The organism is Paraburkholderia sp. BR13439 (assembly GCF_040948805.1).
In the GTDB taxonomy this organism is placed as follows: domain Bacteria; phylum Pseudomonadota; class Gammaproteobacteria; order Burkholderiales; family Burkholderiaceae; genus Paraburkholderia; species Paraburkholderia youngii.
This window is the reverse complement of record NZ_JBFPKN010000013.1, coordinates 232161-249620: the sequence shown is the minus strand read 5'-3', so window position 1 is coordinate 249620 and position 17460 is coordinate 232161. Positions and strand designations below refer to the sequence as shown.

The 17460-nt window shown below is 64.8% G+C and carries 16 protein-coding genes; 11 read left to right on the top strand and 5 right to left on the bottom strand.

The window, feature by feature from the left end; translation table 11 throughout:
- Positions 1–27 precede the first annotated feature (27 nt).
- Positions 28–1338, top strand: a complete 1311-nt coding sequence (locus AB3X96_RS25250; protein WP_176380424.1) for a YihY family inner membrane protein — start codon at positions 28–30, stop codon at positions 1336–1338.
- Positions 1339–1372: 34 nt separating this feature from the next.
- On the opposite strand, the gene AB3X96_RS25245 is transcribed toward AB3X96_RS25250, so the two are convergent.
- From AB3X96_RS25245 to AB3X96_RS25235, 3 genes are all read right to left on the bottom strand, one after another.
- On the bottom strand, positions 1373–1693 hold the full coding sequence (locus AB3X96_RS25245; protein ID WP_176108070.1) for a DUF962 domain-containing protein: 321 nt from the start codon (positions 1691–1693) through the stop codon (positions 1373–1375).
- Positions 1694–1819: 126 nt separating this feature from the next.
- On the bottom strand, positions 1820–2644 hold the full coding sequence (locus AB3X96_RS25240) for an alpha/beta fold hydrolase (RefSeq protein WP_368591852.1): 825 nt from the start codon (positions 2642–2644) through the stop codon (positions 1820–1822).
- Positions 2641–3978: an O-acetylhomoserine aminocarboxypropyltransferase gene (locus AB3X96_RS25235; RefSeq protein WP_368591851.1), complete on the bottom strand. Its 1338-nt coding sequence runs from the start codon at positions 3976–3978 to the stop codon at positions 2641–2643. The genes AB3X96_RS25240 and AB3X96_RS25235 overlap by 4 nt, the downstream gene beginning before the upstream one ends.
- A gap of 287 nt (positions 3979–4265) precedes the next feature.
- Here AB3X96_RS25235 and AB3X96_RS25230 point away from each other — a divergent pair, with 287 nt between their 5' ends.
- From AB3X96_RS25230 to aroC, 3 genes are all read left to right on the top strand, one after another.
- Positions 4266–4733: a CBS domain-containing protein gene (locus tag AB3X96_RS25230; protein WP_176108073.1), complete on the top strand. Its 468-nt coding sequence runs from the start codon at positions 4266–4268 to the stop codon at positions 4731–4733.
- 188 nt (positions 4734–4921) lie between these two features.
- Positions 4922–6859 (top strand): MFS transporter, encoded by a 1938-nt coding sequence (locus AB3X96_RS25225; protein WP_368591850.1) that lies wholly within the window; start codon positions 4922–4924, stop codon positions 6857–6859.
- Positions 6860–6998: 139 nt separating this feature from the next.
- A complete protein-coding gene (gene aroC, locus AB3X96_RS25220; RefSeq protein ID WP_368591849.1) occupies positions 6999–8099 on the top strand; it encodes a chorismate synthase in 1101 nt (366 codons plus the stop codon).
- A gap of 175 nt (positions 8100–8274) precedes the next feature.
- Here aroC and AB3X96_RS25215 read toward each other — a convergent pair whose 3' ends face one another.
- Positions 8275–9948, bottom strand: coding sequence for an electron transfer flavoprotein-ubiquinone oxidoreductase (locus AB3X96_RS25215; RefSeq protein ID WP_176382171.1), 1674 nt, complete (start codon positions 9946–9948; stop codon positions 8275–8277).
- Between the two features lie 188 nt (positions 9949–10136).
- Here AB3X96_RS25215 and AB3X96_RS25210 point away from each other — a divergent pair, with 188 nt between their 5' ends.
- Both AB3X96_RS25210 and AB3X96_RS25205 read left to right on the top strand, forming a co-directional pair.
- Positions 10137–10913 carry an SDR family oxidoreductase gene (locus tag AB3X96_RS25210; RefSeq protein WP_013089927.1) on the top strand — a complete coding sequence of 259 codons (777 nt, stop codon included), beginning with the start codon at positions 10137–10139 and terminating at the stop codon, positions 10911–10913.
- Positions 10914–10968: 55 nt separating this feature from the next.
- Positions 10969–11400 carry a thioesterase family protein gene (locus tag AB3X96_RS25205; RefSeq protein WP_018435249.1) on the top strand — a complete coding sequence of 144 codons (432 nt, stop codon included), beginning with the start codon at positions 10969–10971 and terminating at the stop codon, positions 11398–11400.
- Positions 11401–11446: 46 nt separating this feature from the next.
- On the opposite strand, the gene AB3X96_RS25200 is transcribed toward AB3X96_RS25205, so the two are convergent.
- Positions 11447–11992, bottom strand: a complete 546-nt coding sequence (locus AB3X96_RS25200) for a LuxR C-terminal-related transcriptional regulator (RefSeq protein ID WP_018421157.1) — start codon at positions 11990–11992, stop codon at positions 11447–11449.
- Between the two features lie 223 nt (positions 11993–12215).
- Here AB3X96_RS25200 and AB3X96_RS25195 point away from each other — a divergent pair, with 223 nt between their 5' ends.
- The 5 genes from AB3X96_RS25195 to AB3X96_RS25175 all read left to right on the top strand — a co-directional run bounded on the left by AB3X96_RS25195 (position 12216) and on the right by AB3X96_RS25175 (position 17449).
- A complete protein-coding gene (locus tag AB3X96_RS25195; RefSeq protein WP_176382169.1) occupies positions 12216–12920 on the top strand; it encodes a CoA transferase subunit A in 705 nt (234 codons plus the stop codon).
- A 2-nt stretch (positions 12921–12922) separates the two neighbouring features.
- On the top strand, positions 12923–13564 hold the full coding sequence (locus AB3X96_RS25190) for a CoA transferase subunit B (RefSeq protein ID WP_013089923.1): 642 nt from the start codon (positions 12923–12925) through the stop codon (positions 13562–13564).
- A 225-nt stretch (positions 13565–13789) separates the two neighbouring features.
- Entirely contained in the window at positions 13790–14704 is a 915-nt protein-coding gene (locus tag AB3X96_RS25185; protein WP_368591848.1) for an alpha/beta fold hydrolase, read from the top strand.
- Positions 14705–14782: 78 nt separating this feature from the next.
- A complete protein-coding gene (locus AB3X96_RS25180; RefSeq protein WP_368591847.1) occupies positions 14783–15136 on the top strand; it encodes a RidA family protein in 354 nt (117 codons plus the stop codon).
- A gap of 69 nt (positions 15137–15205) precedes the next feature.
- Positions 15206–17449: a bifunctional (p)ppGpp synthetase/guanosine-3',5'-bis(diphosphate) 3'-pyrophosphohydrolase gene (locus tag AB3X96_RS25175; protein WP_368591846.1), complete on the top strand. Its 2244-nt coding sequence runs from the start codon at positions 15206–15208 to the stop codon at positions 17447–17449.
- The last annotated feature ends 11 nt before the right edge of the window (positions 17450–17460 follow it).

The following is a 17460-nucleotide window of genomic DNA, read 5'->3' as shown; positions in this document are numbered from 1 at the left end:
GACGGTTCAGCAAGCAAGGAGGCAGGTTTGTTGGTTAGGGTGCGTTTCGATCTCGACACGCTCAAACGGCTCGCGCAATTCGCCGCGCAACGCATCGGCGAGGACCGGATTCCGCAGGTCGCGGGCAGCCTGACGTTCACCACGATGCTCGCGCTCGTGCCGCTCGCCACCGTCGCGTTTGCGCTGTTCACCGCGTTTCCGATCTTCAGCTCGTTCCAGGCGTCGCTGCAGTTCTTTCTTGCCGATCACCTGATGCCCGCGCAACTGAACGATCAGATCTTCAAGTATCTGAACCAGTTCGCGTCGAAGGCCAAAGGGCTGACCACGATCGGCATGATCATTCTGTTCGTCACCGCGGTGATGACGATGATGACCGTCGAGTCCGCGTTCAACGTGATCTGGCGCGTGCGCAAGGCGCGGCCCGTCGCGCAGCGCATTCTCGTGTACTGGGCGATCATCACGCTCGGTCCGATCCTGATCGGCGTGAGCCTGTCCATCTCGTCGTATCTGTTCACGCAATCGATGTCGTTTAGCGCCGCGCAGCGCATCACACCGCTGATCGAATGGGCGCTCGCGAGCGCCACGCTGCCGTTCACGATGCTCGCGTTCACGATTCTTTACGTTTATTTGCCGAACTGCCGCGTCGAATGGCGCGACGCTGTGGTCGGCGGCGTGATCGCCGCGGTCGCGTTCGAGCTCGCCAAGCGCGGTTTCGGCTACTACGTGCGCCGTATTCCGACCTATACGGCGGTGTACGGCGCGTTCGCCGCGGTGCCGCTGTTCCTGGTGTGGATGTACCTCTGCTGGTTCATCACGCTGACCGGAGCGATGATCGCATCGGCGTTGCCGGCGATCCGCATCGGTCAGTTTCACCGCCCGGTGTTCTATGGCAGCAATCTGTTCGATTCGCTCGAATTGCTCGCGCGGCTGTGCGAAGCGCGTGAGGGCGGCAGACGTGGCTACACGATGCCCGAGCTTGCGCGCATGCTTCGCCGCGACAAGGATACGACGCTGATGCTGCTGCAGCGTCTCGAGGAGATCGAATGGATCGCGCGGCTGGAGGAGGACCATACCGGCCCGCACTACGTGCTGCTCGCGAACCCGGCGCAGGTGACCGTGCAGCGGCTGTACGACCTGTTCGTGATCGACCGCGCGGAGCTTACGTATCAGCTCGAACTCGACTCCACGCGGGTTGACGGCGGCATGCTGCTCGCCGCGCTCGACAACGACCAGCTGAAGGTGACGCTCGCCGCGCTCCTTGCCTCGCGCGCGGCGGCAAGGGCGGCGCGACCCGGAAACGAGCGCGTGGCGGCTTCGATGCCGCACCAGGCGGCGTGACAGGGCGGCTCGACTTCGAGCCGCGTTGGTAAAACTACAACGAAATCTTCCCCACGCAGATGTCCTTGAACATCACCCAGTCGCCCATCAGGCTGTAAAGGGGATGACGGAAGGTGGCCGGCTTGTTCTTTTCGAAGAAGAAATGGCCGACCCACGCGAAGCCATAGCCGCACACCACGGCCGCCGGCAGCCATACCCAGTTGCCGGTGGCGAGCGCCATCGCGAGAAAGCCAATGACTCCGAGCGAGCCGACGAAATGCAGCCGCCGCGACGCGATGTTGCGATGCTCGCTCAGGTAGTACGGATAAAACTCCGCGAAGCTCGCGAAGTGATCGGTATGTGCTGTATGAGCCATAACGGCCTCCGGAGGCTGAAAAAGACAGCTTCAATCATTCTCCGGCGATCGCCTGCCTAACGCAACCTGGCCATTCGGCCGATGGCGCGGCGGGTTCGGCGTGGATATCGTCGTGATTCAGCGCGCTTAGTGCAGTGCCCGCGTGGCGAAGCTGTACAGCGCATCGAGCGTCGCGTCGGGTTGCTCGGTCATCAACGCGTGGCCCGCATCGAGCGTGACGGTGTCGACCGGCGTGCCCGCCTGCGCGAGCGCATCGGCGAGCGCTTTCGCCGCGCGCGGCGGCGTCATCGCGTCGCGGCGGCCGACGATCAGGCGCGTCGCGCAACGCACCTGCGCCGCGCGGGCGAGGCCGTCCGCATAGGTATGGCAGGCGGTGAAATCGGTGTGGAACAGATGCGGCTCGCCGCTGGCGGACACGTGCTCCATCAGCCGCTGGTTCATACCGTGCAGCCAGAAGCCGGGGCCGGGGCACGAGGGCTTCGCGGCGAGCGTCGAATGCGACCACTGGTTGACCATGTCGATCGCCTCGGGCTCGCGATTGAGCGCCGCGTCGAGCAGCGCGTCGGAGACCGTCATCGGCAGCGCGGTCGCGAGCAGCGCAAGATGCGTGGCGCGCTGCGGATAGCGGCCGGCGAAGTCGAGCGCGATCAGCGAGCCCATGCTGTGACCGGCGACGAACGCACGCGTGACGCCCACGGCATCGAGCAGCGCGGCGAGCCAGTCGGCCAGCGCGGCGATGCTGGCGAGCGCGGGGCCGGCGCTGCGTCGGTGGCCCGGCAGGTCGAGCGCGAGCACGCCGAAGCCGTGATGCGCGAAATAGCGGCTTTGCAGTGCCCACACGCTGTGATCGTGCTCGGCGCCGTGGATGAACACGGCGGTCGGCAGGCCCGCGTCGAAGGGTTTGCCGCCGGTGTAGGCGTAGGCCGGTTTGCCTTGGACGGTGACGATCATGGGGACTCCGGGCGGGCGGGGGCGTTCGTGGCGGTGGGCGTCGCAGCGGCGGTTCTTTGCGCGGCCTTCAGCGCGCGCTTGAGATCGTCGATCAGGTCATCCGGATCTTCGAGCCCGATCGACAGACGGATCGTGCCTTCGGTGATACCGGCCGCGGCGAGCGCGGCGGCATCCATGCGGAAGTGCGTCGTCGATGCCGGGTGGATCACCAGCGAGCGCGCGTCGCCGACGTTCGCGAGGTGCGAGAACAGCGTCAGCGCTTCGATGAAGGCGCGCCCGGCCGCGCGGTCGCCGCGCAGGTTGAAGCTGAACACCGCGCCGGCGCCGCGCGGTAGCAGCCGCTTCGCGAGCGCGTGGTCGGGATGCGTCGGCAGCTCGGGATAGGCAACCGATTCGACCACCGCATGAGCGGCGAGAAACTCCACCACGCGGCGTGTGTTGGCGACGTGCCGCTCCATGCGCAACGGCAGCGTCTCGATGCCTTGCAGCAGTTGCCACGCGGCCTGCGGATGCAGGCACGCGCCGAAATCGCGCAAGCCTTCGCGCCGCGCGCGCAGCAGGAACGGCGCGACGGTGCTTTCCTCGGCGAACACCATGCCGTGGAAACCGTCGTATGGCTCGGTGAACTCGGGAAAGAGGCCGGAAGCCTCGAAGTCGAACGTGCCGCCGTCGACCAGCACGCCGCCGATCGTCGTGCCGTGGCCGCCGAGAAACTTGGTCGCCGAGTGGTAGACGAAGTCGGCGCCGTGCTCGAACGGGCGCAGCAGGTAGGGCGTCGTGAAGGTCGAATCGACCAGCAGCGGCACGCGGTGCGCGTGTGCGATCTGCGCGAGCGCGGCGATGTCGAGCACCTCGAGGCCCGGATTGCCGAGCGTTTCGCCGAATAGCAGGCGCGTGTTGGGGCGCAGCGCGGCGCGCCACGCGTCGAGGTCGCCGGGCTTCACGAAGGTGGTCTCGATACCGAAGCGCCGCAGCGTGTAGTGCAGCAGATTGTGCGAGCCGCCGTACAGCGCGCTCGACGCGACGATGTGGGAGCCGGCGCCCATCAGCGTCGCGATCGCCAGATGCAGCGCGGCCTGGCCGCTCGCGGTGCCGATCGCGCCGGCGCCGTTTTCGAGCGCGGCGACGCGCTCTTCGAACACGGCGACGGTCGGATTCGAGATGCGCGAGTAGACGTGGCCGGCGCGCTCCATGTTGAACAGCGCGGCGGCGTGGTCCGAGTCGCGGAACGAAAACGACGTGGTCTGGTAGATCGGCGTCGCGCGCGCGCCGGTGGTGGGGTCGGGGGCAGCGCCGGCGTGCAGCGCAAGCGTATCGAAACGGTTGGCGGACATCGTGTGCGGCGGGCCGCGAGGGGCCACGCGAATGATCAGGGTAGGCCGGCCATCCTATCATTGGCGCGCGCCGCTTCAAGCGCGGTTTTCCCGTGGGGTGGACCACGGATTTGTGCGGCTCGTGCCGGGAGCGGGGCATGCTCGCTATCTGGAAGTCAGATGAATTGGAGCCCCCGAAACCCCGCCGAGCCTTGGCTGGCGGGCCGCTTTCCTTTTATGGGCCTTTCCGATAGGATCGAAACAACCATTTAATGCACTGCAAGATTGGCGGTACCAGGAGATAGATCATGCGAGTCAGCGACATTCTTAAAGTCAAGGGCAACACCCTTTTTACGGTCACGCCGGATACCACGCTGCATGACGCCGTCATTACCATGGCCGAGCACGACATCGGCTCGCTCGTCGTGATGGAGTACGGCGACCTCGTCGGCATGCTGACGTTTCGTGAAATCATTCTGACCTTGAGGGAAAACGGCGGCAGCGTCGGTACCTCGACGATCCGCAAGGTGATGGACGACCATCCGCTCACCTGCACGCCCGAAACCGACGTCAACGAAGTGCGCCGCATGATGCTCGAGCATCACGTGCGTTATCTGCCGGTCATGGAAAGCCGCACGCTGATGGGCGTCATCTCGTTTTACGACGTCGCGAAGGCGGTGGTCGAGGAGCAGGGGTTCGAGAATCGCATGCTGAAGGCCTATATCCGCGACTGGCCGGAAGAGCAGGAAGGACAGGATCAGCAGCCGGCGCGTTGATGCGCGTGGCTCGAAGGTCGCGCTCCGGCCGTCGCCGCGAGCGCGAATCCCCCGACAGGGCGCGCGCGCAAGCGGGCGCTTTTTTGTGTCCGGGCCGGTGCCCGGATCTGGAGCGCGCGTCGCACCGGCCCGTTTGTCCGCCGCTCCGCGCGCTTCATCGCCATTTTCCGCGCCGTTGTTCTGACTTCATGAACGATCGTCCGTTGCCTGCCGCCCGCCGCGCCGCTCGCGCGCACGAAGCGCACGAATCCCAGTTCCGCCTGCTCCGCCAGCGCCGTTTCGCGCCGTTCTTCTGGACACAGTTTCTCGGCGCGATGAACGACAACGTGTTCAAGATCGGCTTCACGTCGCTCGTCACCTATCAGGCAGCGCGGTTTTCGGGCGTCGATCCGAAAACCGCGGCGTTCCTGATCTCCGCGATTTTCATTCTGCCGTTCTTGCTGTTCTCGGCCACTTCCGGCCAGATCGCGGACAAGTACGACAAGGCCTTGCTCACGCGTCTCGTCAAGACTTTCGAGATCGCGGTGATGCTGGTCGGCGGCGCGGGCTTCTGGCTGCATAGCGCGCCGCTGCTGTATCTGTGCACGTTCCTGATGGGCGTGCATTCGACCGTATTCGGGCCGGTCAAGTACTCGTATCTGCCGCAGCATCTGTCGAAGGCCGAATTGGTCGGCGGCAATGGCATGATCGAGATGGGCACCTTCGTCGCGATCCTGGTCGGCACGATCGTCGGCGGCGCGGGCGCCGGGTTCGCCGAGCATGGCGCGGTGGTGCTCGCTGGCGCGTGTGTCGCGATCGCGCTGATCGGGCGCGGCGTGTCCGGCTTCGTGCCGGCTACGCCCGCGCCGCAGCCCGGCTTGCGCATCAACTGGAACCCGGTCAGCGAAACGTGGCGCAATCTGAAGCTCGCGCACGAAAACCGCACGGTGTTTCTGAGCCTGCTCGGCATCTCGTGGCTGTGGTTCGTCGGTGCGACGTTCCTCGCGTCGTTTTTCAATTTTGCGAAGGACGTGCTGTCCGCCGATCCGGACGTCGTGACCGTGCTGCTCGCCACGTTTTCGATCGGCATCGGCATTGGCTCGCTGCTGTGCGAACGGCTGTCGAAGCGGCGGATCGAAGTCGGCCTCGTGCCGCTCGGCTCGATCGGCATGAGCGTGTTCGCGATCGATCTTTTTTTTGCGAGCCATGCGCTGCCGCCGGTGGGGCATCTGCTCAGCGTCGGGGAATTTCTCGCGCGGCTCGCGCATTGGCGCGTGCTCGCCGATCTGTTCCTGCTCGCGATGTTTGGCGGCTTCTACAGCGTGCCGCTGTATGCGCTGATTCAGAGCCGTAGTCAGCCGAGTCATCGCGCGCGCATCATCGCCGCGAACAATATCCTCAACTCGCTGTTCATGATCGTGTCGGCGTTGATGGCGATGGGCCTGACCGCCGCGGGCTTCGGCATTCCGGCAATTTTTCTCGTCACCGCGCTGCTGAACGTGGTGGTCGCAGGCTACATCTATTCGCTCGTGCCCGAGTTTCTGCTGCGCTTCGTTGCGTGGCTGCTCGTGCATACGTTTTACCGGCTCCGGCTCGTGCACGCCGAGCGGATTCCGGAGCGCGGCGCGGCGGTGCTCGTGTGCAACCACGTCAGTTTCGTCGATGCGATCGTCATCATGGCCGAAAGCCCGCGGCCGATCCGCTTCGTGATGGACCATCAAATCTTCCGCTCGCCGTTCGTCGGCTGGCTGTTCCGGCACGCGAAGGCGATTCCGATCGCGCCCGCGCATCAGGACGCGGCGCTGCTCGCGCGTGCGTACGATCTGTGCGCGCGGGCGCTCGCGGACGGCGAACTCGTCTGCATCTTTCCCGAAGGCAAGCTGACGCGCACCGGTGAACTGAACCCGTTTCGCCACGGCGTCGCCGAGATCGTCAGACGCACGCCGGCGCCGGTTATTCCGATGGCGCTGCGTGGTCTGTGGGGCAGCGTGTTTTCGCGCGCGGTCGATGCCCACTGGCCGCGTCCGCTCAGAAAGGGCGTGATGAGCCGGCTGAGCCTCGCGGTCGGCGAGCCGATCGACCCGGCGCTCGCGACGCCGGAAACACTGCAGCAGATCGTGACCGAGCTGCGCGGCGCGCGCAGATAGCCTTGGGTCGGTGCGCGGATGCCGAGGTCGCTAGCTCGTCCACTATCACCCGCATTCGGCCGCGCTGTCGCCACGCCGGTCTTCGGGGCGAGCGGGCTGGCATAATAGCGTTCTCCCCGAATTTCTTTGGACGACGCTCATGTCCGGCAACACGCTCGGTACGCTTTTCACTGTCACGACCTTCGGCGAATCGCACGGCCCCGCTATCGGCTGCGTGATCGACGGCTGCCCGCCGGGCATGGCGCTCAACGAAGCCGATATCCAGTTCGAACTCGATCGCCGCAAGCCGGGCACGTCGCGTCACGTGACGCAGCGCCAGGAAGAGGACAAGGTCGAGATCCTGTCGGGCGTGTTCGAAGGTCACACCACCGGCGCGCCGATCGCACTGCTGATCCGCAATACCGACCAGCGCAGCAAGGACTACGGCAACATCGCCGAGACGTTCCGCCCGGGCCACGCCGACTACACGTACTGGCAGAAGTACGGCATTCGCGATTACCGCGGCGGCGGCCGCTCGTCGGCACGCCTGACGGCGCCGACGGTCGCGGCGGGCGCGGTGGCGAAGAAGTGGCTGCGCGAGAAGTTCGGCACCGAGATTCGCGGCTATATGGCCGCGCTCGGCGAGATCGACGTGCCGTTCGTCGATTGGGCGCAGGTGCGCGAAAACCCGTTCTTCGTGCCGAATGCGCAGATCGTTCCGCAGCTCGAGACGTATATGGACGCGCTGCGCAAGGACGGTGATTCGATCGGCGCGCGCATCAACGTGGTCGCCTCCGGTGTGCCGGTCGGCCTCGGCGAGCCGCTGTTCGACCGCCTCGACGCCGACATCGCGCACGCGATGATGGGCATCAACGCGGTGAAGGGCGTCGAGATCGGCGCGGGCTTCGCGAGCGTTGCGCAACGCGGCTCGGTGCATGGCGACGAGCTGACGCCGGAGGGCTTCGTCGGCAATCACGCGGGCGGGGTGCTGGGCGGCATTTCGACGGGACAGGACATCACAGTGTCGATCGCGATCAAACCGACCTCGAGCATTCGCACGCCGCGCCGTTCGATCGACAAGGCGGGACAGCCGGTGGTCGTCGAAACCTTCGGGCGGCACGACCCGTGCGTCGGCATTCGCGCGACGCCGATCGCCGAGTCGATGCTTGCGCTCGTGCTGATCGACCACGCGCTGCGCCATCGCGCGCAATGCGGCGATGTGGCCGTGAGTACGCCGAAGATCGCGGCGAGCGCGCCGTAACGCTGACGCGGCCCCGAGATTGGCGGCGCACGAGCCGCCATGAAAATGAACAGGGAAGGGGACGGACGAAACGCGCGAGAATGCGCGCAGACGAAGGCGCGAACGCGCTATCGGAATTTGCCTTTGCGACGCTGCCGCTTATCGCACAGCGCCGCAAAAGCAAACAGCACAACAATTACATGTTCGGATAGTTTGGACCGCCACCGCCTTCCGGCGTGACCCACACGATATTCTGCGTCGGGTCCTTGATATCGCAGGTCTTGCAGTGCACGCAGTTCTGCGCATTGATGACGAGCCGCTCGTTGCCTTCGTCGTTCTTCACGAACTCGTACACGCCGGCCGGGCAATAACGCGACTCCGGTCCGGCGTAAGTCTGCCAGTTCACGTTGACCGGCACGGTCGGATCTTTCAGCGTCAGGTGCGCCGGCTGATTTTCCTCGTGGTTCGTGTTCGAGATGAACACCGAAGAGAGCCGGTCGAACGTCAGCTTGCCGTCCGGCTTCGGATACGTGATCGGCTTGCACTGCGAAGCCGGCTTCAGCATCTCGTGATCGGAATGCTGGTGATGCAGCGTCCAGGGCACGTTACCGCCGAGCAGCTTCTGCTCGACGCCGACCATCAGCGTGCCGAGGTAGAGACCCTTGCTCATCCACTGCTTGAAGTTACGCGCGCGATACAGCTCGGTGTAAAGCCACGACGTCTTGAAGGTTTCCGGATAAGCGGTCAGTTCGTCCGACTGACGGCCGGCCCGTACGGCGGCGAATGCGGCGTCGGCGGCGAGCATGCCGGTCTTGATCGCGGCGTGCGAACCCTTGATGCGCGACGCGTTCAGGAAGCCCGCGTCGTCGCCGACAAGTGCGCCGCCCGGGAACACCAGCTTCGGCAGCGACATCAGACCGCCCGCGGTGATCGCGCGCGCGCCGTACGACACGCGCTTGCCGCCTTCGAGAATCGCGCGGATCGCCGGATGCGTCTTGTAGCGCTGGAATTCCTCGAACGGTGACAGATACGGATTCGAATAGCCGAGGCCGACCACGAAGCCGACCACGACCTGGTTGTTGTCCATGTGATAGAGGAACGAGCCGCCGTAGGTGTCGTTTTCGAGCGGCCAGCCGGCCGTGTGCATCACCAGACCCGGCTTGTGCTTCGCGGGATCGATCTCCCACAGCTCCTTGATACCGATGCCGTACACCTGCGGATCGACGCCGTCGCGCAGCTTGAACTTCTCGTTCAGCTGGCGGCCGAGGTGGCCGCGCGCGCCTTCGCAGAACAGCGTGTACTTCGCGTGCAGCTCCATGCCGAGCTGGAAGTTCTCGGTCGGCTCGCCGTCCTTGCCGATGCCGAGGTTGCCGGTCGCGACGCCTTTGACCGAGCCGTCGTCGTTGTACAACACTTCAGCCGCCGGAAAGCCCGGGAAAATCTCGACGCCGAGCGCCTCGGCCTGCTGACCCAGCCAGCGCGTGACGTTCGCGAGGCTGATCACGTAGTTGCCGTGGTTCTTGAAATTGTCCGGCAGCGCCCAGTTCGGCACGCTCTTCGCGCCCGTCGCCGACAGGAACAGGAAGCGGTCTTCGGTCACCTCGACCGTCAGCGGCGCGCCTTTCTCCTTCCAGTCCGGGATCAGCTCGGTCAGCGCGCGCGGGTCCATCACCGCGCCCGACAGGATATGCGCCCCGATCTCAGAGCCTTTTTCGAGTACGCAGACGCCAAGCTCGACGCCTTGTTCGGCGGCGCGCTGCTTCAGACGAATGGCAGCCGACAGGCCCGCAGGGCCGCCGCCGACGATGACGACGTCATACTCCATCGACTCGCGCGGGCCGTACTGCTCAATGAGACTTGCGGGGGTCATTGATGCTCCTCTTACCGTTAGAATGCTTTTTTCGGGTTCGTATTGTGGGCGATCGATCCCTACGCCGCAACCCAAAAGCCACAGATTAGCACGAGCGTACTATTTCATGATACGGTATAGACCCTTAGTCGCGGTCGTACCAAACCCCGTCAACCGCAGTTGTCCTTACAACCGAACAAGGAAAGACAATGGGCCGTTCGATCAATCTGGAAGGCAAGGTCGCGCTGATCACTGGCGCCTCGAGCGGGTTGGGCAAGCGCTTCGCGCAGGTGTTGTCGCAGGCGGGCGCGAAGGTCGTGCTGGCGAGCCGACGGACCGAGCGGCTCAAGGAACTGCGCGCGGAAATCGAGGCGTCCGGCGGCGCCGCGCACGTGGTGTCGCTCGACGTGACCGACTACCAGAGCATCAAGTCGGCGGTCGCGCACGCGGAGACCGAAGCCGGCACCATCGATATACTCGTCAATAACTCGGGCGTGTCGACTACGCAGAAGCTGTCCGAGGTCACGCCGGCGGACTTCGAATACGTGTTCGACACCAATACGCGCGGCGCCTTTTTCGTCGCGCAGGAAGTCGCCAAGCGCATGATCATGCGCGGCAACAACGCGCAGAAGCCGTCGTATCGGATCATCAACATCGCGTCGATGGCGGGCTTGCGCGTGCTGCCGCAAATCGGCCTGTATTCGATGAGCAAGGCCGCGGTCGTCCACATGACGAAGGCGATGGCGCTCGAGTGGGGCAAGCATGGCATCAATGTGAATGCGATCTGCCCCGGCTATATCGACACCGAGATCAACCACCACCACTGGTCGACCGATCAGGGGCAGAAACTGATTGCGATGCTGCCGCGCCATCGGGTGGGCAAACCGGAGGATCTCGACGGGCTGCTCCTGCTGCTCGCGGCGGACGAATCGCAGTTCATCAACGGCTCGGTGATCGCCGCCGACGACGGTTTCGGGCTCGCGTGAGCGCGCAGTCAAACGTTTCAACAGTCAGGCAGCAAAGGAAGAACGGAAGTAAAGCATGAGCGATTTTCACGCAGTTTTCGAAATGACGATGCCGATCCGCTGGGGGGACATGGACGCCTTCGGTCACGTCAACAACACGGTTTATTTTCGCTACATGGAGCAGGTGCGGATTTCCTGGTTCGAACAGATGGACTTTCTCGGCGAGCGCCCGGACGGGCAGGGACCGGTGATCGTCAATGCGTCGATGGAGTTTCTGAAGCAGCTGCACTATCCGGGTGACGTGATCGGCCGGATGTCGGTGGCCACGCCGGGGCGCAGCAGCTTCGATACGGCTTTCGAGCTCCTGCGTGCCGATGAGCCGGATACGCTCTATGCGCGGGGCGCCGCGCGATGCGTGTGGATCGACTACGCGGCGGGCAAGTCGATGCCGGTGCCCGATGTGCTGCGCGCGGCCATCGAGAGCGCCGCTCTCGTCAAGGCGGCCTGACGGCGCTGCCTGAGCGTGGTCGCGTGCTTCATCCTTCCTTTCTCTGTCAATCCCCGAGCAGCCGTTGCAAGAGCTCGGTCGCATTGCCCGTATCGTATTTACGCATGAGCCGCGCACGGTAGACGTCGACCGTGCGCGGGCTGATGTCGAGCACGCGGCCGATCTGCTTGCTGGTCTTGCCCGTCACCAGTTGCGCGGCGATTTCGCGCTCGCGCGGCGTCAGTTCCACCGCGACCCGGCGGGTCGCGCTCAGGTCCTCGAAGGTCCAGACACCTGCCGCATGCGGGTCGGTGCGCTGCTGCGCGCGGCCCGTCACGTGACACCAGAACAGCTCGCCGTTCGCGCGTTTCATGATGCGGTCGTCCGCGTAGCTGCCTTGCGCGGTCATGATCGGCGGAATGCGCGCGCCGATCCGCTCGAACTCATCCGCCGATGGGTACAACACCTGGAATGACTGACCGATCAGCGCGTCGCGCGCGTAGCCGAAAATCGACGCGAGCTCGTCGTTGCAGTCTTCGATGGTCCGCTCGCGCGACAGCACGAGTCCGATCGGCGCGAGGTGAAATGCAGTGCGGTAATCCAGGGCGGGCATGGGCGGGGCGGCAAGTACTTATGTATTTTTGCGTATTGTGCCGTATGGCGGGCCCAGCGTACTCTTTCGGGCAGATGACAACGCGGCGCATGCCGCGGATGACTACTAGAATGACGTAGCGGTATCGTGAGGCGACGTGAAGTTCGCCAGTTGCGATATCAGCCGCAATGATCCGGCGGCCTGCGTACAGGTTTCGGGTTTCCATAGAGGAAGGGACATACAGATGAACAAGGTCTATCCAGGCGCCGCCGAGGCGCTGAAGGACATCGTCAAGGACGGGCAGACGTTCGCCGTCGGCGGCTTCGGCTTGTGCGGCATTCCCGAGGCGCTGATCGCGGCGCTGCGCGATTCGAAGGTGCGGGGCATCACCTGCATCAGCAACAACGCGGGCGTCGACGGTTTCGGTCTCGGCCTGCTGCTCGAGACGCGTCAGATCAGGAAGATGATCTCGTCGTACGTCGGTGAGAACAAGGAGTTCGAGCGCCAGTACCTGGCCGGCGAACTCGAGCTCGAATTCACGCCGCAAGGCACGCTCGCCGAGAAGCTGCGTGCGGGCGGCTCTGGCATCCCGGCGTTTTTCACGAACACCGGCTTCGGCACGCAGATCGCCGAGGGCAAGGAGACCCGCCAGTTCGGCGAGAACCACTACGTGCTCGAACATTCGCTGACCGCCGATATCGCGCTGGTCAAGGCATGGAAGGCCGACAAGGCCGGCAACCTGATCTATCGCCGCACCGCGCGCAACTTCAATCCGATGTGCGCGATGGCGGGCCGCATCACCGTCGCGGAGGTCGAAGAGATCGTCGAAGTGGGCGAGCTCGATCCGGACGCGATCCACACGCCTGGCATCTTCGTGCAGCGCATCGTGCTGAATGCGCATCCGGAAAAACGCATCGAACAACGCGTCGTCCGCGCGAAAGGAGACTGATCATGGCATGGACTCGTGACGAAATGGCCGCGCGCGCGGCGAAGGAACTGCAGGACGGCTTTTATGTGAACCTCGGCATCGGCTTGCCGACGCTGGTCGCGAACCACGTGCCGGCGGGCGTCGAAGTGTGGCTGCAGTCGGAAAACGGTCTGCTCGGCATCGGCCCGTCGCCGACCGAAGACGAAGTCGACGCCGACCTCATCAACGCCGGCAAGCAGACGGTGACGACGCTGCCCGGTTCGTCGATTTTCTCTTCGGCGGATTCGTTCGCGATGATTCGCGGCGGCCACATCAATCTGGCGATTCTCGGCGCGATGCAGATCAGCAAGAAGGGCGATCTCGCGAACTGGATGATCCCGGGCAAGATGATCAAGGGCATGGGCGGCGCGATGGACCTGGTCGCGGGCGTCAAGCGCGTGGTCGTGCTGATGGAGCACGTCGCCAAGGGCGATCAGCACAAGATCCTCGAAGAATGCACGCTGCCGCTGACGGGCGTCGGTGTGGTCGATGAGATCATCACCGATCTCGGCGTGATCGAAGTGACCGAAAACGGCTTGAAAGTGACCGAACTTGCGCCGGGCGTGAGCGTCGACGAAATCAAGGCGAAGACCGGCGCGCCGCTCGATGTGAGCGCGGTGAGCTGACGCGGGTTGAGACGCCGCTGCGCGCGTCGATGCGAGCGCGGCGGCAACGATGCTTTCCGGACGGGCGAGACGCGAGTCTCGCCCGTTCTATTTTTGGCGCGCGGCGCCGGATGCGCCAGACGGTTTGCACGATCTTCCTAAGCCTTCTGGCCGATGCTTGCCGCGCGACGAAGCGGTTTACAATCGTTCGCAGCCCAATCCGCAGCGTCTTTGCAAGGACACCAGATGACCGCAACGACTTATGCTTCCACCACCGGGCGGCCAGCGCCGCGTCAACGTTACGTGCAGTGCGCGAGCGCGGCCGGCCTGCATCGCGTCGCCTATACCGAGTGGGGTGATCCGGACAATCCGCGCGTGCTGCTGTGCGTGCACGGACTGACACGATCGGGGCGCGATTTCGACCGACTCGCTGCCAACTTCGCGGACACCTATCGCGTGGTGTGCCCGGACGTGGTTGGCCGGGGCTTGTCGTCGTGGCTCGCGAACCCCAACTTATATGCGATACCGCAGTACGTCGCCGACATGGTCACGCTGATCGCGCGGCTCGACGTCGACACCGTCGACTGGTTCGGCACTTCGATGGGCGGCCTGATCGGCATGGGGCTCGCCGGTCTGCCGGACACGCCGATCCGCAAGCTGCTGCTGAACGACGTCGGGCCGCATCTGGAGCCGGTCGCGGTCAAGCGCATCGGCGATTATCTGGGCAAGCCCGCACGCTTCGATACGCCGCAGCAGGGTGTCGACTACGCGGCGCAACTCGCGCAGGGCTTCGGCCCGCTGACGCCTGACGAATGGCGCGAAATCAATACGCCGTTGCTGCGCGAAGAGGAAGGTGCGTGGGTGCTGCGCTATGACCCGCGCATCGCCCAGCCGTTCGCGGCGGTCAACGAGGAAGCGGCGAAGCTCGGCGAAGCGGCTCTGTGGCATTCGCTCGCGTCGTTTCAGGGGCCGGTGCTCGTGGTGCGCGGTGAGCAGTCGGATTTGCTGTCGCGTGAAACGGTCGCGAAGATGGTGGGGGCCGGGCGTGCGGTATCGAGCGTGGAGATCGCGGGCGTCGGTCATGCGCCGGCGTTTCTCGCGGCGGACCAGATCGCGCTCGCGAGGGAGTTCTTCATCGGTTCGGCCGCGAACGGGTCATAATATTGAGTTCCGCATGAAGCTTTTATTAACAGTGTCGTGCGGCGTGCAGTTCGATCAACCCTCAGCTCAGGACATTTCATGGCAGTCATTCGTTATCACGTCGGCAAGCGTCTCTCGGAAATGGCCGTGCACAACGGCACCGTGTACCTCGCGGGTCAGATCGCCGAGGACGACGAGCAGGACATCACCGGCCAGACGCGCGAAGTGCTCGGCCACATCGACCGTCTGCTCGCTGAAGCGAACAGCGACAAGTCGCTGCTGCTGTCGGTGCAGATCTATATCTCGGACATGGCGCATTTCGCCGGCATGAACGCCGTGTGGGACGAGTGGGTCGCGCAGGGTGACACGCCGCCGCGCGCCACCGTCGAAACAAAGCTCGCGAATCCGAAGTGCCTCGTCGAAATCGTCGTGATCGCGGCGCAGCGCAGCTGATTTGCGGTTGAGAGGCCGCACCGTTGTTGATTTTCCGTTGAATCGTCTGGCCCGGCGGGCCGTCGCACCATGAATACCGAAACCGTTCCGAACGCGCCTCATCCCCATCGTTCCTTCGACGAAGCGATGGCGTTCGTGCGCGAACATGCGGGCGAGGTGCGGCTGTCGTCGGGCGAGTTGCTCGCGGATCACGCGGCGGGCACCGCGTCGATCATGCGCAAGCTCAACGTCGATCCGCCGGCGGTGCTGGCCGCGGCCCTGTTCGCGCTGACACCGCATCTGCACGATCCGGAGCGCGTGATCGCCGACAACTTCGGCGAAGAGGTCGCGCAACTGGTCGGCGACGTGCGCAAGCTGCTGCGGCTCGGCACGGTCAGTTTGCGTGCGGCGCAAAACGCGATGCCCGAGGCCGGGCGTGACGCGCAGGCTGCGCGCCGCGCGCAGGTCGAGGCGCTGCGCAAGATGCTGCTCGCGTTCGCGCAGGACATTCGCGTCGTGCTGATCCGGCTCGCGTCGCGGCTGCAATCGCTGCGTTACTACGCGGCCGCGAAGATCACGCCGTCGCCCGACGTCGCGCGCGAAACCCTCGATATCTACGCACCGCTCGCGAACCGCCTCGGCATCTGGCAATTGAAGTGGGAGCTCGAGGATCTCGCGTTCCGTTTCGAGGAGCCGGACACCTACAAGCGCATCGCGAAGCTGCTCGACGAGAAGCGCGTCGAGCGTGAGAGCTATGTCGCACAGGCGATCGAACGCCTGCAGCAGGAGCTGGCCGCCGCGCACATCCGCGCCGAAGTGAGCGGTCGGCCGAAGCATATCTACAGCATCTGGCGCAAGATGCGCGGCAAGCAGCTCGACTTCGCGGAGCTGTACGACGTGCGCGCGTTTCGCGTGATCGTGCCGGACATCAAGGACTGCTACACCGTGCTCGGCATCGTGCACAACCTGTGGCAGCCGGTGCCGAAGGAGTTCGACGATTACATTTCCCGGCCGAAGCCGAACGGCTACAAGTCGCTGCACACGGTCGTGATCGGCGACGACGGCCGCGCGTTCGAAGTGCAGATCCGCACGCAGGAAATGCATCGCTTCGCCGAATACGGCGTGGCCGCGCACTGGCGCTACAAGGAAGCGGGTGCGCGCGGCTATGGCGGCACGTTCACCGCGAGCGAGAAATACGACGAGAAGATCGCCTGGTTGCGACAGCTGCTCGCGTGGAAGGACGAGGTGTCCGAGGGCGAGCATGGCGAAGTGGGCGCGGTGCAGCCATGGGAGCAGTTGCGGCAGGCCACGCTCGACGACGATCACATCTACGTGCTGACGCCGCAGGCGCGCGTGATTCCGTTGCCGCACGGCGCGACGCCGATCGACTTCGCGTATCACCTGCACAGCGAGCTTGGGCATCGTTGCCGCGGCGCGCGCGTCGACGGCGTGATGGTGCCGCTCAACACCGCATTGCAGAATGGCCAGACGGTCGAGATCGTGGCGGTGAAGGAGGGTGGTCCGTCGCGCGACTGGCTCAATCCGCAGCTTGGCTATCTGCAAAGCGGGCGAGCGCGGCAGAAGGTGCGCGCGTGGTTCAACGCGGTCGAGTTGCAGGAGCACATCGCGAACGGTCGCGCGATGGTTGAAAAAACCCTGCAGCGCGAAGGCAAGACCTCGGTCAATCTCGATCAGCTGGCCGCGCGGCTTGGTTTCAAGACCACCGACGACCTGTTCTCCGTGGTCGGCAAGGAGGAATTCAGCCTGCGGCTCGTCGAGCAGGCGCTGCAGGACGCGCCGCCGCCCGAGCCCGAGCTCGAGGCGCCGGAAAAATTCGAGAAACGCAGCAGTGGCGCGAGCGTCGCGCGCGGCGCGTCTACCGGCGTGCTGGTGGTCGGCGTCGATGCATTGCTCACCCAGCTCGCGCGCTGCTGTCGGCCCGCGCCGCCCGACGACATCTGCGGCTTCGTCACGCGCGGCAAGGGCATGTCGGTGCATCGCAGCGACTGCGCGACGTTCCGCCGGATGGCAGAGCGCGCGCCGGAGCGCGTGCTGCAGACCGCGTGGTCGGCGGACGTGATGAGCGGTCGCGGCCAGTCCGTCTACCCGGTCGACCTCAGCATCGAGGCGACGGACCGACAAGGCTTGCTGCGCGATATCTCCGAAGTGTTCGCGCGGGAAAAGATGAACGTGATTGGCGTGAAGACGCAAACGCGCCGCAATGCCGCGTTCATGCAATTTACCGTCGAGGTTTCCAGCTCTGCGCAGATCCAGCGCGCGTGCACGTTGCTAGGCGAAATCACGGGCGTGGTGCGGGCGACGCGAAAGAACTGAGGCGCGGACGA

Coding starts and splice junctions, on each gene's coding strand:
- AB3X96_RS25245 (WP_176108070.1), bottom strand. CDS start 1,693: ATGGCTCATACAGCACATACCGATCACTTCGCGAGCTTCGCGGAGTTT.
- AB3X96_RS25240 (WP_368591852.1), bottom strand. CDS start 2,644: ATGATCGTCACCGTCCAAGGCAAACCGGCCTACGCCTACACCGGCGGC.
- AB3X96_RS25235 (WP_368591851.1), bottom strand. CDS start 3,978: ATGTCCGCCAACCGTTTCGATACGCTTGCGCTGCACGCCGGCGCTGCC.
- AB3X96_RS25230 (WP_176108073.1), top strand. CDS start 4,266: ATGCGAGTCAGCGACATTCTTAAAGTCAAGGGCAACACCCTTTTTACG.
- AB3X96_RS25225 (WP_368591850.1), top strand. CDS start 4,922: ATGAACGATCGTCCGTTGCCTGCCGCCCGCCGCGCCGCTCGCGCGCAC.
- aroC (WP_368591849.1), top strand. CDS start 6,999: ATGTCCGGCAACACGCTCGGTACGCTTTTCACTGTCACGACCTTCGGC.
- AB3X96_RS25215 (WP_176382171.1), bottom strand. CDS start 9,948: ATGACCCCCGCAAGTCTCATTGAGCAGTACGGCCCGCGCGAGTCGATG.
- AB3X96_RS25210 (WP_013089927.1), top strand. CDS start 10,137: ATGGGCCGTTCGATCAATCTGGAAGGCAAGGTCGCGCTGATCACTGGC.
- AB3X96_RS25205 (WP_018435249.1), top strand. CDS start 10,969: ATGAGCGATTTTCACGCAGTTTTCGAAATGACGATGCCGATCCGCTGG.
- AB3X96_RS25200 (WP_018421157.1), bottom strand. CDS start 11,992: ATGCCCGCCCTGGATTACCGCACTGCATTTCACCTCGCGCCGATCGGA.
- AB3X96_RS25195 (WP_176382169.1), top strand. CDS start 12,216: ATGAACAAGGTCTATCCAGGCGCCGCCGAGGCGCTGAAGGACATCGTC.
- AB3X96_RS25190 (WP_013089923.1), top strand. CDS start 12,923: ATGGCATGGACTCGTGACGAAATGGCCGCGCGCGCGGCGAAGGAACTG.
- AB3X96_RS25185 (WP_368591848.1), top strand. CDS start 13,790: ATGACCGCAACGACTTATGCTTCCACCACCGGGCGGCCAGCGCCGCGT.
- AB3X96_RS25180 (WP_368591847.1), top strand. CDS start 14,783: ATGGCAGTCATTCGTTATCACGTCGGCAAGCGTCTCTCGGAAATGGCC.
- AB3X96_RS25175 (WP_368591846.1), top strand. CDS start 15,206: ATGAATACCGAAACCGTTCCGAACGCGCCTCATCCCCATCGTTCCTTC.